Source organism: Neoroseomonas terrae, from assembly GCF_018129025.1.
In the GTDB taxonomy this organism is placed as follows: Bacteria; Pseudomonadota; Alphaproteobacteria; order Acetobacterales; family Acetobacteraceae; genus Neoroseomonas; species Neoroseomonas terrae.
Map to the genome: position 1 here is coordinate 14,749 of NZ_JAAEDI010000045.1, position 13,775 is coordinate 28,523.

The following is a 13,775-nucleotide window of genomic DNA, read 5'->3' on the forward strand; positions in this document are numbered from 1 at the left end:
CTCAATCGGGGCGGCCGCCGATCGCGGCGGCGATGGAAGGGGCGCGGTCGGGGCTGCTGGTGCCGGGCCGCCAGAAGAACTCCTGACCGAAGTCCCGGCGGGCGCGGTCCTCCATCCGGCGGAACCGCGTCGGATAGTCGGGGTCCAGGTGCATCTGCATCTGGTCCCAGACGAGCCGATCGAGGGCGAGGCGCGCGTACCAGAGCGAGCTGCCCGGCGTGTTGAACTGAATGAAGCGCGCCAGCTCGCGCCCCACATTGGTGTTCTTCTGCTCGGCCAGGCCCTGGATGTTGCCGCCGGTCAGCCGGGCGAAGTCATCGACCAGGCCGGCCGTGGGCCCGCCGAAGGTCGCCATCCAGAAGCCGCGGTCGGCGCGCGACACGGCGCTGAACAGGAAGTCGCCGAACAAGCCCGACCCGCCGCCTTGCATGAAGGCCGCGCCCCAGAAGCGCGGATCCGTGGTGTCGCGCGGGTCTTTCCCCTGGGCGACGGCCTTCAACTGCATGGCCAGCGCCCCCATCACCGTCAGGGAGACGCCGGTCGCCGCCATGTACCGGCCCCGATCGCCGGCGCGGATGGCCTCGGCGCCGCGCATCAGGTGCCGCGTCATCATCGACACGGGGAAGGTCTTGAACTGCATGGTGCTGCGGATGAACTCGCCCGCCAGCGTGCCGGCGCGGTAGTTGCCGAGGATCATGGCGCGCTCAAGCGCGCCCGGCTCGACGACGGCGAAGTTCGTCTCGGTCTGGACCATCTCCAGCACGCGGGATGCCGCCTGGCGGGTCGCGGCGACGTCGGCCGGCGGCGCATCGGCCGGCAGTGCGCGCACCGCCTGCTCCGGGAAGATGAAGCGCGCGCCGTCTTCCTCGAACAGGCCGGCCGTGCGCACCCGATCCCACGCGGCCGCGTCGATGCCATAGCTGCGGAAGGCACGCTGCAGGCGGGGGTCCAGCTGATCGAGGGTGCGCCCGGCATTGTCCGCCAGGTACCCCAGCATCTCCATGCCGAAGGCCCATTTGCCCGCCTGCGTGTGCGCCGACAGGCCGGAGGCGCGCAGCACGGTGTCGGTCACGCGGCCGGCCAGGTCGCTGAACCCCACCTCCACCTGGTCGCGCATGCCGGCCGAGGCACGCTGTGCCCAGCCATCGGCGATCAGCCCCAGCCGCACCGCCAGCTGCCGGTCATCGGCATTGGCGGGGTTCAGCAGGGACAGGTACCGGCGCATCACGCCCGTGGTGTGCATGCCGTTCCAGGCGGCGGTCTGCCGGATGGTGGCGAAGTCCGTCACCGCGGACAGGGTCGCGCTGCCCAGCTTCGCGGCGGAAAGCCAGGACCGCACGCCCCGCATGGATGTCGCCATCCATTCGGACACGGGGCTGTGGGCGGCGCCGCTCACCTGGTCCCAGATCGCCTCAAGCCGCCGCGCGACGAAGGGCGTGGTGCCCCGCTGCCGCGCGGTGTCGATCAGCATGCGCGCCATCTGCCCGTGGTTCGGCCCCAGCACCTCCATCATCGCGATCTCGCGCGACCGGCCGCTGATGTGCCCCGTCAGCAGGTCATAGATGCCGGCGTCGCCGACGCCGTAGCGGTCGTTGAAGCCGAGCCAGGCATCGCTGCTGGTCCATTCGAAGACGCGGGCATGGTTGTGGCGGTTGGCGAGGTTCGCACTGCCCTGGAACTGGCCCGGCACCAGGTCAGACAGGCCATTGGTGCTGATGCGCTGCCACGCATCGTCGATGATCCCATAGGCCAGGTCGCGCTGCATGCGCTCGCTGGTCTCGAAGCTGCGGATGGTGAGGCGGCCGGCATCGAACTCGCCCCGCATCCAGCGCGTGAAGGCCTGCTGCCCGTCGGCCGCGACGCGCGCATGGTCCCACTGCTGCGGGAAGTAGTTGGCGCGCGGCGGCAGGTTCCCGCCCGCATGGTTGAAGCGCGTCGTCAGGAAGCCTTCCGTCTCGCGCCAGGCATCCGCGGCGCCGCGCGCCACCTGGTTGCCGGTGCTGCCGGCGGCATAGTGCTCGCGCACCAGGTCGCGCAGCCCGGGCAAGTCCCGCGTCAGGCCAAGGTTGCGCGATCGGAAGGCGTCCAGCCCCGCCAGGAAGCGGCTATGCGCCTCCCCCATGACGGCGCGCATCCGGCCCTCGATGCCGACGCCGCCGAGCTGGCCCCACACATCGCGCGCGAACAGCGCCGCCACGCCCGCCGCGAAGCCCCGCTGATGGCTTCCGGCGATGCGCACGCTGCTCTCCGCCGCGATGATGCGCTGCGCCGCCTGGCGCCGCGCCGCAGCGGCGGCAAGCGCCATCTCCTCCGCCACCCGGGCGGCGGCCGTGCCGGGCTCGATGCCGTCGCGCTCCATGCGCTCCTGCAGCCGCCGCTGCGCATCCTCGGCGCCGGCCTGCGTCAGCCGGCCTGCGGCAACGGCGTTCGTCAGGCACTGCGCGATCGTCAGGTTGCCGCTCATGTCGCCCTTCCGACCATGCAGGCGGCCGCCTCGGCCGCGTCCTTCACCGCATCGTCCGCGTCCTCGAGGAGCTGGCGCGCGCCGATGGCGCCAGGTGCCTCGCCCTCAAGCCGCGGCACCGGGATGTCAGCCTGGGCGGCGATGCGCTGCGCCTCCGCCAGCTCGGCATCCGGCACTGCCTTCGCCGCACGGGTGGCCTCCGCCTCGCGGGAGGCTTCAACGATGCGTTCGCGCAGGACGAGCTGCGGATCAACGGGCGGCGGCGTTGCATCGGCCGGCGGTTCTGTTGCGTCAGCACGGGCCGGCGGTGCATCGGGGCGCGGCGGCGGCGCGCGCATCTCCGGCTCGAAGCTGAAGGTCGGCGCGGCATCCTCGGGCGCCGGCGGCGCTTCGTCCTCGGCGCGCGGCGCCGGCGCGTCATCCGCCACGCGGCGGGCCGTGGCAGCCATGGCATCGCCGGCCGGCGGCGGCCCCATGCCGAACAGGTCGGGACCGGATTGCCGCGCCTCGGCCTCGACGATGTAGCCCTGCAGGCGCTCGCGGATCGCCTTCCGGCTCGCCAGCGGTCCCGTCACGCCGGGCTCGCGGTGCAGCGCTGCCAGGAAGCCAAGGCCGCCTTGCGTCAGCGGCACGCGGTCGAAGTCCGCCTGCAGCACCAGGTCCTCGACGCGCAGGTTCTTCCGCCGCGCTTCGTCCAGCGCGCGCACGGCGCCGGCCAGGTCGGCCGTGGCGTCGGCCGCCGGGTCGATGCGGCCGTCGGCGGCAAGCGACCGCATGCGGGCCCAATCGCCGGCGACGTCCTGCAGCGCGCCGGCGACTTCCCGGAAGCCGGCATGGCTAGTCTCCAGGAAGCGGGGCAGCAGCGCCCCCAGCTCGTCGCCATAGGCCCGGGCAAACAGTGCGGCCGCAATGCGCGCGCGGCCCTGGGCGGAAAGCTGCCCCTCGCGGGTCAGGAAGCCGCCCCGTTCCTCCGCCGTCAGGTCCTGCAGGAAGCGGCGGACGAAGTCGGCATTGGCCGCGCTGTCGATATCGCCGCCGCGCCACAGCGGCAGGGCGGCATCCATGCGCTCGGCATCGCGGGCGGCCGTCTCGGCAGCGCCGGCCTCCAGCGTCGCCCGGCCATTGGCTTCCCGCACGAAGGCGCTGCGCTCGGATGGCGATAGGCCAGAGATGCGGCGGGAGATCAGCACCGGCTGGCGATATCCGGCGACGTCGTACCCGGCCTCGCGCAGGGTGGTCAGATACGCCTGCCGTTGCACCTCGTGCTGCGGGTTCCGGAAGATGGAACGCAGCGCCATGACACGGCCGTTGCCGCTTTCCACCACCTGGTCGCCGGCGACGATCGGCGCACCGAAGCCCGCCTCGCGGTTCGGCAGCAGCCGGTCGGGAATGAACTCGGCGGCGATCTTGCGCACCTGGTCGCGGGACGGCGCCGCGCCGCGGTCGCGGGGCTGCACGCCCTCATCATGCGGGAAGGCCGGGTTGGGGCGGCCGTCACGCAGGTGCGACGCGACCAGGCTGTCGATCTCGACGATCTGCGGTTCCAGCAGCACCGGCCGGCCAGCCGGCGTGAAAGCGTTGAAACGGGTCAGGCCCGGGCTTAAGTTCTGGGCGGCGGCACCTGGTTCCCGTTCCGGACGTGGAGGTAGGGGCGGGCCTTCGGGCCTAGATCCAACCGTTCCAGGACCGCCACCTGTTTCCGACCCGCGCTCGAAGTACATGGTCTTGAACGCCAGCCGCTGACGGGTGGCGCGGACTTCCTCGATGATCACCATCGTGCCGTCCGGCAGCTGCTTGTAGGCACGCAGCACCGGAAGGCCCTGGCGATTGTAGCCCTGGTGTTCATAGCGATCGGCCGTCGCCAGCCATTCGCCCACACTGCCCAGGTCCTGTTCCGTGACCGGCCGGATGGCCACGGCCTGGCCGTCAGGCCCATGGCGCCGCCAGGCGTGCCGCATCTCATCCGTCTGCATCACGTGCTCGTAGCCGGCGATATCCAGCTCGGGCGCGGCCTGACGGATGCGGGCGGCCAGTGCATCGTCCACCACCCCGAAGCGCAGCGCGACGCTGACCGGCGGCCCCGACAGGTACTGCGCGATGGTGGCGGCGGCGTCGCCGGCGTTCACATCCACCACGGGCACGCGCGGCGCGCGCACGGGCGCCGTCGTCTGCGGCGGCAGCATGCCGGCGGTGACCGCAACCGTGGCGCTGTCTGCCGCCGCCGCATGGGCATTGTGTATCTCGGCGCCGCCGGGGCGGTAGCCGTCGGCGATGATCTGTTCCTGCGCCAGGCTCGCGGCATCCTGTTCGGCCCGCGCCGTGGCGGCGTCCGGCGCCGGCAGGCGGCCCCGAAAGGCGCGCCAGCCTTCGACCAGGCCGCGCAGCCCGCCGCCGAGCACAGCGCCGCCGATCGCCGCCTCGGCCACGTTCTCGCCGAAGGTGTCGGGCAGCCCGATCTCGACGCGGTACGGGGCGGCACGGAACTCGACGCCCGTCTGCACGGCCGCAGCGACCGCCCCCTCACCTGCTGCCGTGGCGCCGATGCGCGCGGCGGCCCGGCCGCCAACCGTCACGGCGCTTAGCTCGGCGATGCGCAGCAGGCGCGCCGGCGCGCCGATCGGCAGGGTGGCGAGCTGCACGGGGTCAGAGAACGCGCCGAAGATCGCACCGGTCAGCCCGCCGAACCCGCCGCCCCCGACCAGCCTCGCGGCCTCGGCCTCCCGATAGGTGGCAGCCGCGCGCTGACTGGCGCGCTGCTGGATCTCCGCCGAGGTGGGCGGCATGTACCCGGGCAGGTCGCCGCGCATGCCCCCGGTGCCGCGCGCGATGCGCTCCACCCATTCATCCCAGGCGAGGCGTCCCTGCTCGGCAGCGTCCAGCGTGCCGCGGCTTTCCAGGGCCGGGGCGCCGATGTAGCTGCCTTCGCTGTTCCAACCGCCACGACGACGCCAGTTTGCGGGCACGTCGGTCAGGCCGGCCTGCCGCGCTTCATCGGCGACGCGGTCGATCTCGCGAAACAGGTTCCGCTCGCGGGAAGCGAGCATGCCTGTCGCAAGCATGTTCTCGTATTCGAGGTCGAAGCGTTCGGCATTGGTGCGGGGCACCGTTGGCAGCGGAATGCCGATGGGGCGCTGCTGCTCGCCGCCCCAGATATCCAGCTCGCTCATCGGCCGAACAGCCGCGACCCGACGGGTTCGTTGCCGATCTGGCTGCGACCGGACCGCCAGTTGCGACGTGCAGGATTGCCGCTGTCGTCATACTGCTCGGCTTGGTCCTCATGCAGTCGCTCCGCGAAGGCGGTTGCCTGCTCGACCGTACGAAAGATGCCGAAGTGACGGCCCGTGCGGTCGAACTGCTCGATGGCTTCCCCTTCGCTCATGATCCGGCCGTCGTCGCTGACGGTCGGTATCACCACCTCGCCGCTATCCGTGCCGATGGAGATGGTGCGCACGGTGCTGATCGTGCCGTCATCGTTGCGGACCACGGGGCGGTTCGTCAGGTCGATGTTGCCCCGCTGGACCATGCCCGCAGGGTCAGTCGCGGGGTCGGGATCATCCCAGCCGTCGATGCGGCGGGCGCCCGTCGCGGCTGGCTGCAGCCGATCACGCCCCGTCGGCGGCGGCGGCGTGGGTGCGACGCCGCGCATGTCCAGGATGAAGGGCGCGCCAGGCCGGCTCGCGCTCATCACCGACATGCCGTTGTAGAGCACCTGGTACCGGCCATCGCCGACGGCCACCAACCGCGCCGCCCCGTGCTGCAGCATGTCCCCGGTGAAGCGCCTGCCGCCGGCCGCGGCATCGGCCATGGCGCTCTCGGGCAGGCGATCGAGCGTGCGATGGAAGGCATCCCCATCCACGCCGGAGGGCAGCCGCGTCCGTGCCCCGTTGTAGCTCGTCGTCGGCGCGACGCGGGCAATCGCCGCGCGGAAGCGGCTGCTGTCATAGGTGCGGCCCAGCTCGCCGGCGGCGGAGAGTTCGGCGGCATAGATGGCGCGGGCCGCGGCCAACACGCCATCGCGCGCCGCCGGGGACGCGGCGAAGGCTTCGCCCAGCTCGCTGTCCGCATCGGCGCTCATGCGCGGCTGCGGCATGTTCGACGGCGGGCTGTCGCGCAGCACCTGCAAGCCCTGCAGGATCTGACCGGCCAGCGTCGGATCGCTGCCGACGCGCGTCGCCGCCATGATCGCCACGTCGCGCCGCGTGTCCTGGTCGCCGCCGGTCAGCCGCGCCTGCTGCATCACCTGCACCAGGCGATCCTGCCCGACGGCTGCATGCAGCCCGCGCAGCCGCTCCAGCCCCTGCTGCGGGGTCGGCGCCTGCACGACGCTATCGGACAGGGCCGTGACCAGGGCCTGCGGCAGCACGCGCCGCTGCGGCTCCGGCACGCCCTGGCGCTGCTGCTCCGCGGCCAGGCCGTCGATCAGCGAAGGCAGCGCTTCCATGTCGCCGGCGACGACACGCTGTTGCAGCGCCTGCAGGGCCGGGCTGACTTGCGCGACGTAGCCGGCCGGGTCTTCAGCGATGCCTCGGTCGCGGTGATCCAGCGCCTCGCGCCACGCTGCGCTCAACCGCGCAGCCTCGGCCGCATTGTCTCCGCCGGCCTGCGCCAGTTCGAGTTCGACCAGGCGGCGTTCCTCGGGCGAGGCCGTCGCCGCGCGCACGCGCAGCGCCGCCTGCATCGCGGCTTGCGACGCCTCTCCCGAGACGCGCGCCGCCCATTCTGGCGTCTGTCCTGCGGCAGCGGCTTCCTCAGCCGAAACGATGGCGGGCAGGCGGGTACCGACCCGCGATGGATCGCCGCCCGTGGCGGGCAGCAGCGCCTCGACATAGCGGCGGGTTTCGTCCGGTACCGTCCCCGAGCGACCGCCGTCGATCCAGCGCCGCACGTTCTGATGGCCCCAGTTATAGGCCATCAGCGCGTGCTCATGGTTCCCGCCGAAGGCATCTAGCAGCCGGCGGTAGTACTGGAAGGCCCACGGGATGGCCCGCGCCGGATCGGTCAGGGCCTCGCGGGGCAGCGGCTGCATGCCGAAGCCGGGGTCGGCCGCCGTCGCCGGCATGATCTGCGCTGGCCCGACGGCGCCGGCCGGGCTGACCGCGCCGGCGCGGCCGCCGCTCTCGCGCCCCAGCAAGGCCAGCCCAAGGAACTCAGGCACGCCGTGCTGGGCGGCGGCGGCGCTCACGATCGGCCGCCATTCCTGGGGCACGGCGTTCGCGTGGCGCACCGCTGCCGCGGCATTCGTCGTCAGCGTCGCGCTGCGGTCCCGGATCGCGTCCTGCAACGCTGCCGCGTTCACCTGCGCGCCACGCTCTCGGGCCAGGTTCAGCACGCGCGCCGCATTGGCCGGGTCCGCCATGAACAGCGGGGAGCCTGGCGCGAAGCGGTCGGCGATTTCCTGTGCGCGCTGCGGCGTGTCGATGCCGCGGAGATCCTGCTGCGCCTGCCAGCCCGCCATGCGGGCGCGTTCCTGCGCACGGTATTCGCCGACGTTGATGCCGGCAGCCGTCAGCTCGCTGTCCAACAGACCGGAGACCGGTTCGCCCCGCTCGGCGATCGCAACACGGTCCGCCTCGAGGCGCGGCTGCAAGGCCGTGCGCGCTTCGCGCTGGCCTTCGGTTCGGGCGGCGCGGTCCTGCGCGATGTCCCGCCTCAGGGTCGCCGCGATGTTGCGCGCCTGGTCGGGCCGAAGGCCGGGTATCTCGCCGGCTTCCGCGCGGCGTTCCCATGCCTCCACGGCCTCCAGCGTCTGGGGCCCTGTGCGGAAGGCACCGCGCGCCACGGCGACCACCTCGGCGTCCTGCGCATGCCGGCGGATCTCCGCCATCTGCTCCAGCGAGTACCGGCCGGCGCGCGTGGGGTCGGCTGGGTACTGCGTTCCTTCGAAGGTGAAGGCGCTGCGCGGCCCCATCGCCACCAGGTCATCGCGCAAGGCGGTCTGTTCGCGCTCCAGCTCGGCGCGTGCGGCTGGTGTCGTCGCGAGGCTCAGCCCCAGCTGCTCGACCGACGCCATGCGTCCCGGCAGGGCCGCCGTGAAGCTGGCGCCCCGCTCATCCGCGACGGCGCGGTCATTGGCGTTCTGCGCTTCCCGCACATAGCGGCCCGTCATGCCATCCAGGGCTGGCGCAGCACGGGTGCGGAAGGCCTCGGGCATCGGCTCCAGCACGCCATCGCGCCACGCCGCCGCCGCCCGCTGAAAGCCCACAGGGTCGGCCGGGTGTTCCCGCGCGATCCGCTCCAGCTCCGTCCGCGCCGTGATCTCCAGACGCCGGCTGCCGCTCTCCATCGCTGCCCGGTTGTAGGCCCGGCGATACAGTTCCCCGCCGCCCTCCATCTCCGTGCCAGGTGCCGCATCGCCGGCGGCCGCACCGGCCGCCGCAGCATCCTCCTGCGCAGCCGCGTCCTCCCGCGCATTGCGCCGGTCGACCAGGCGCATGATGCGGTCGCCGATCCCCTCCATCTGCTGGCCCGCAACCATCGCGGCGCCGGCGCCGGCGGCGGGCACCACCTCGGGCAGGACGCGGGACGTGGTCAGTTCCGGGGCGGCGCCCCGGCCTCGGGTGCCGCTCATCAGCCCGGTCCTTTCGCTGTGCCGGCCTGGCGCCCCGCGTAGCTGCCAACCTGCTCAAACAGGTTGATGCCGGCGCGGGCATAGCCGGCGGTCTCGGTCCAATCCGCGCTGTCGTTCAGCAGGCTGGCCTGGCCGCGCCGCTGCTCCCTGCGGATCGTGGTGTTGCCGGTCTGCATGGTCAGCTCGCGGTCGGCCAGGGCCGCCGTTTCCTCCTGCAGGGTCAGGCCGCTGCCCTCATCGGCAATCAGGCCGGAAGCCGCATACCGGCTGCGCTGCGCCGACAGCGTGCGCAGCAGGCTCTCGCGCAGCTGGTTGCTCTGCACCTGGCCACGGATGCGCTCGCTCTCCGCGTCGAACTCCGCCTGCCGGGCTTGGCCGCGCATCGCGGCCGCCTGCTGCTGCGACCCCGCCACCTGCATGACGGTGCCGCCGATCGCGGCGACGGCCGTCGTCACGGCCGCGATGGCACTGATAGGCTCGCGGCACACGGCCGCCAGGCCGATGCACTGCCAGGGTGAAGGCCCCTTCATGCCGCGGCCTCCAGCGGCACCCACGGCTTCAGGCGGGCATAGCGGTGATAGGTCGCCCCGTCGCTCCAGAAGTGGGGCATCTTGCCCTCGTGCTCGAAGCCCAGCAGGCGCGCCCATCGATGCGCCGGCTCGATGCCGTGGCGAATGTCGGCCTCGATGCGAACGATGCCGGATGCCGCCAGGCTCTCGCGCACGGCGCGCGTCAGCGGCACCCAGGCCTTGCGCGGGATATCGCTGCGCAGGAAGCACCAGGCGGCCGCGCGGCCCTGCCAGTACTGCGCCAGCCCCCCGAAGCCGATCACCTGGCCGTGCCAGCGCGCGGCGATCGCCGCGCCGCCCGTCACCAGGCGGTGCAGCGTGTCGAAGGCATCGCCCTGGAACAGCGATGCCTGCCGCGCATCGATGGTGAACCCGTCCAGATGCCTTTCCCGGGCGGTGTCGAGCATCAGCATCAGCTGTCGATCCTCACCTCATAGGCCAGCCCCAGCAGCTCGAAGGGCTGCGGCGTCGGCTGGTCGATGCGGATGGTGTTCTGCAGGCGGTACCCGACCAGGCCGCGCACGGTGATGTCGCCGGTGAAAACCGGCGGCGGGCTGTCCAGTGGCGCGACCGGCGGGCCGCCGACGCCGCGCACCACCATGTTGTGGTTGTTCAACCGGAAGTGCCCGGTATTCCGCACCCGCGCCGTGATGGTCGCGATGCGCGTCCGGCGGCCGATCACCGCGCCGGAGGGATGCCGCGGCTCGATTGGCAGCGTCTCCGCCTCCACGGGGAAGAACAGCCCCACCTCCGCATCGCGCACCTGGCGCGGCAGCGTGATGGAATAGCCGCTGACGGTGAACGGCCCGAAGAAGGCGCCGTCGGCGACCGCCACTACCTGGCGCCCTTCCAGATGGCTGAGGCCCGGAACCACCTTGAACGGGCTCACCTCCGTCCGGCGCTTGCTGACGTCCAGCAGCCGCATCTCCGCCCACAGCTCGACATGGATGCGCCCGCCGCGCTCGACCGCGAAGAACACCTCACCGGACAGCAGCGCGGCGGCACTGCGCACGATTCCGTCCGTCTCCCATCGCGAGAAGGCCGTGACTTCCTGGGACCGCAGGGTGGTCAGCACGGTGACGCTGCCATTGGCATTCACCATCAGCACCCGGTCGGCATCGTCCTGCCGCGCCGTCTTCCGCGCCGCCATGTCGATCGGGTCCAGCACCAGGTGCGGCGCCAGCAGGCTCGCGATGTCGGCGCGCCAGGCCTGCTCGGTATCGACGAACAGGAACTGCCGCAGTGCCGCGCCGCCCCGCTGGGCGAACAGCGTCGCGCCATCCACCTCAACCGTGCGGGTGAAGCGCTTGATGCCGCGGCGGGTCTGCTCGGCCACGCCGATCGTCTTGGGCGTCAGCGGGTCGCCGGTGATGACGTGCTCGGCGCCGGAGGTGAATATCTGCAGCGCCCGGCCGGACACCATCTGGTGGATGGCGTTCACCTGGTCGCTATCGATGGTGCCGACGATCGCCTCGTCGTCCAGCGTCGTGCCCTTATCCAGGTTGAAGAAGTCGCCGATCTTGCTCGCGATGAAGGTCGCCGGCCGGCTGCGCGGGCCGCCGAGCCACAGGCGCCCCTGATGGAAGGTGCCGCATTCCGGCCAGCCGCGCGCATCGCTGATCATGTCCTCGTCGCCATCGCCGAAGTTGAACTGCGGGACGTTCGACCAGGTGACGTCTTCGATGGTCCAGCTGGTCTCGACCCCGCCACGGCGCAGCCGCTGCGTCCGCATGTCGGGGTGGAACAGCAGCAGCGTGTCGGCGCTCTGTGCGTGGTTCGCCTGCGCGGCGATGCCGGCGGACCAGGGGCAGCTGCCGACGGTCGCGAGGTACAGCCCGTCCGACCGCCAGACATGGAACTGCCCGCCGGTCAGCACGATGCAGTAGGTCTGCTCGGTATTGAAGGCGAAGGGGATGCAGCGCACGCCGCCCATGCCCTCGCCGCCCGTGAAGTCGTGCAGATGCGCGGTGCCCGGCCGGCGCTTGATGCCACCCTGCGGCTTCACCAACACGTTCCGCAGCAGCTTCGCCCCGCTGTAGTAGCGGGACACCTCGATGCGCGCGGCCAGGTCGGGGCCGATCTCCCCCGCGGTGAAGCTCACCTGGTTGGCGCGGACCATCACCATGTCAGTACGGCCGCCCGCCGAAGCGCGCCGCCAGCAGCGGGAAATCCGTCACCTGCTGCGGTGGCTGCTGCTGGCTGTCCAGGCGCTTCGCGACGCCCATCAGCCCGCCGTTGCGGTTCTCGCTGGGCGTGCCGAAGGCGCGGCGATGGTACATCTCGGCCGCCGAGGTGCCGGCGCCGACGGGCACCGCGAAGTCGCTGGCCAGGGCGTTGCGCACCAGGTTGTAGAAGTACGGCGGCCAGGCGCCCGGCGGCACCTCCGTCTGATAGTCGCACCACAGGTTCGGCGAGTGGCTATAGACCCGGTTGTCGAACACCTCGTACTGCCGCACCAGGCTGTCGCCTGGGCCGGCGGACGACCGCATGGCGCGGATGCCAAGGCGCGGCACCGGCAGCCCATGGGCATAGGTCCATTCGTTGATCGGGTCGTCGGACACGCGCGCCAGCTGCGCCTTGCGCATCGTGAAGCGCCAGGGGTGCTCGATGAGCAGCGCCTTCACCGTATCCTCCTGCAGGCGCTGCACCGTCTCGGCAAGGTCGCTGCCCTCGTCGAGGGCGGCGATCGAAACCTCGCCGAGCAGGCGCAGCGCGGCGGACGCCAGGGTGATTTCAGGAACGCTCATTCCGTCACCATCCGCACAGCCGGCGGCCGGTCAGGTTGTGGGCGAGGATTTGCCGGGCCGTGTCGTCGGACACCCTATCGTCCGAGCGGATCACGATCGGACGCCACGTCTCGCACCCAGCCGCCGCGCTGCAACTCGCCAACGGGATCGTCAGCGCGAGCAGCCTCAATGTCCGCATGGGCTCTCTCCGTCGCGCCGCGCATCCGCCGGCGCATCTGCTGGGCTTCTTCGCTGCGGCGACCGAAGGCATAGGCGGCGGCGAGCAGGGCGACGGCGATGCCGGCGAGGACCGCCCAAAGCCAGACCTTCGCCTGGGACCAAAGCGCGCTCATGGGATGGCCCATTCCCGCAACTGACCGGATGTCCACCCAGAGAGACCGGACACCGATAGGGCCGTGGTGAAGTTCACGCCGTCGCAGGACCACTGCACGTCGAAGGCAGTGGGCTCCAGCCCATTGTTGCCTCCCGTCGCCCGTTGCAACGCGACGTACGACGGGTTGGGCGGCTCCTCCCAGAGGTACTGCAGGAACGACAGATTGGCGCCCCCGTAGAAGCCCTGCGTCAGCGATCCATCGAATGCCTCAGAGGGGCCAACGCTCTGATTGGTGCCGTTAGATCCCCAGTGTGCCCCCCCGACGCACAGGTTTGCGCCGCCGGGGGTGGCGCGGAAGTACACCTGACCAATGCTCACGGTCCCGCCGCCGCGGGACATGTTCGCGATCCGCCAGATGCGGGCCTTGTCCCTGCTGTTGGCCTTCACAGGCTTCACAGGCACCCATCTCACTTCGGATGCGCTCAGTGAGCGCAGCGGGCCCGATGGCTCGCAGGTCCCCCAAACGATGCCATCTGCCGAGTACTGGATGGCGATCCCAGCGACAGTCTCCGCCTGATTGCTCGCCGGTGCTTGGATGCCGATCGCGCCAAGCTTCACAGGCGCCGGGAATTGATAGCCGCACCAAAGGCTCGGCGCAGCTAGCGGGGCGACGCCGCGGACGTCCGTCACGGCAGATCCGTCGAACGCTCGCGCGAAGCCCGCGGAGATATCGAAGCCTGTTGGTGCGCCGATGATAGTCCCGCCGGACGCCAGCTGGGCCCCGCCTACGCCGGCCGCCATGATGATTTCCCCGATCCGCGGCCAAGGCGTGCCGGCATAGGCTGTGGCGAGCGGGACCACGCGCCAGTAAGCGTTCTCGGGGATGGCGCCCCCCCACCGATACGAGTTCGTCAGCCAGGTCATGCCGGGCGGCGGCTGCGCTGCCAGATGAACCAGGCCGCCGCCGCGACGATCAGCGCCGCCGCTACCCAAGGCCCAAGCGCGCGCACCACCTCCGCCGCGCTGCCGAGATGCGGCGCCATCGTGCCCAGCACCTCGGCCGCCGCCACGCCGCCGACGCCGGCGGCCGCGGTGCCCGCCGCGGCGCGCGCCG

At 71.8% G+C, this 13,775-nt stretch carries 9 protein-coding genes and 1 pseudogene; all 10 read right to left on the minus strand.

Annotation, left to right across the window (positions count from 1 at the left end; all coding sequences use genetic code 11):
- Position 1 precedes the first annotated feature (1 nt).
- A complete protein-coding gene (locus tag GXW78_RS26835) occupies positions 2-2,464 on the minus strand; it encodes a hypothetical protein (protein WP_211871996.1) in 2,463 nt (820 codons plus the stop codon).
- Positions 2,461-5,631, minus strand: coding sequence for a PBECR3 domain-containing polyvalent protein (locus GXW78_RS26840; protein WP_211871997.1), 3,171 nt, complete (start codon positions 5,629-5,631; stop codon positions 2,461-2,463). The genes GXW78_RS26835 and GXW78_RS26840 overlap by 4 nt, the downstream gene beginning before the upstream one ends.
- The gene (locus tag GXW78_RS26845) at positions 5,628-9,032 is read right to left on the minus strand and encodes a transglycosylase SLT domain-containing protein (protein WP_211871998.1); all 3,405 of its coding nucleotides are present in this window, start codon (positions 9,030-9,032) and stop codon (positions 5,628-5,630) included. Before GXW78_RS26845 ends, GXW78_RS26840 begins: the two co-directional genes overlap by 4 nt.
- On the minus strand, positions 9,032-9,562 hold the full coding sequence (locus GXW78_RS26850; RefSeq protein ID WP_211871999.1) for a hypothetical protein: 531 nt from the start codon (positions 9,560-9,562) through the stop codon (positions 9,032-9,034). The genes GXW78_RS26845 and GXW78_RS26850 overlap by 1 nt, the downstream gene beginning before the upstream one ends.
- On the minus strand, positions 9,559-10,014 hold the full coding sequence (locus GXW78_RS26855; RefSeq protein WP_211872000.1) for a hypothetical protein: 456 nt from the start codon (positions 10,012-10,014) through the stop codon (positions 9,559-9,561). Before GXW78_RS26855 ends, GXW78_RS26850 begins: the two co-directional genes overlap by 4 nt.
- Entirely contained in the window at positions 10,014-11,726 is a 1,713-nt protein-coding gene (locus GXW78_RS26860; protein ID WP_211872001.1) for a hypothetical protein, read from the minus strand. The genes GXW78_RS26855 and GXW78_RS26860 overlap by 1 nt, the downstream gene beginning before the upstream one ends.
- Before the next feature lies 1 nt (position 11,727).
- Positions 11,728-12,348: a hypothetical protein gene (locus tag GXW78_RS26865; RefSeq protein ID WP_211872002.1), complete on the minus strand. Its 621-nt coding sequence runs from the start codon at positions 12,346-12,348 to the stop codon at positions 11,728-11,730.
- A 74-nt stretch (positions 12,349-12,422) separates the two neighbouring features.
- Entirely contained in the window at positions 12,423-12,680 is a 258-nt protein-coding gene (locus GXW78_RS26870; protein ID WP_211872003.1) for a hypothetical protein, read from the minus strand.
- Complete coding sequence (locus tag GXW78_RS26875; RefSeq protein ID WP_211872004.1) at positions 12,677-13,585, minus strand: hypothetical protein; 909 nt, start codon at positions 13,583-13,585, stop codon at positions 12,677-12,679. The genes GXW78_RS26870 and GXW78_RS26875 overlap by 4 nt, the downstream gene beginning before the upstream one ends.
- Positions 13,582-13,775, minus strand: a pseudogene (locus GXW78_RS26880) (structural protein); the annotation flags it as partial. The gene GXW78_RS26875 and the pseudogene GXW78_RS26880, both read right to left, overlap by 4 nt.

Bases quoted from the DNA above. Each gene is read 5' to 3' on its own strand.
- GXW78_RS26835 (WP_211871996.1), bottom strand. From the start codon at position 2,464: ATGAGCGGCAACCTGACGATCGCGCAGTGCCTGACGAACGCCGTTGCC.
- GXW78_RS26840 (WP_211871997.1), bottom strand. From the start codon at position 5,631: ATGAGCGAGCTGGATATCTGGGGCGGCGAGCAGCAGCGCCCCATCGGC.
- GXW78_RS26845 (WP_211871998.1), bottom strand. From the start codon at position 9,032: ATGAGCGGCACCCGAGGCCGGGGCGCCGCCCCGGAACTGACCACGTCC.
- GXW78_RS26850 (WP_211871999.1), bottom strand. From the start codon at position 9,562: ATGAAGGGGCCTTCACCCTGGCAGTGCATCGGCCTGGCGGCCGTGTGC.
- GXW78_RS26855 (WP_211872000.1), bottom strand. From the start codon at position 10,014: ATGCTGATGCTCGACACCGCCCGGGAAAGGCATCTGGACGGGTTCACC.
- GXW78_RS26860 (WP_211872001.1), bottom strand. From the start codon at position 11,726: ATGGTGATGGTCCGCGCCAACCAGGTGAGCTTCACCGCGGGGGAGATC.
- GXW78_RS26865 (WP_211872002.1), bottom strand. From the start codon at position 12,348: ATGAGCGTTCCTGAAATCACCCTGGCGTCCGCCGCGCTGCGCCTGCTC.
- GXW78_RS26870 (WP_211872003.1), bottom strand. From the start codon at position 12,680: ATGAGCGCGCTTTGGTCCCAGGCGAAGGTCTGGCTTTGGGCGGTCCTC.
- GXW78_RS26875 (WP_211872004.1), bottom strand. From the start codon at position 13,585: ATGACCTGGCTGACGAACTCGTATCGGTGGGGGGGCGCCATCCCCGAG.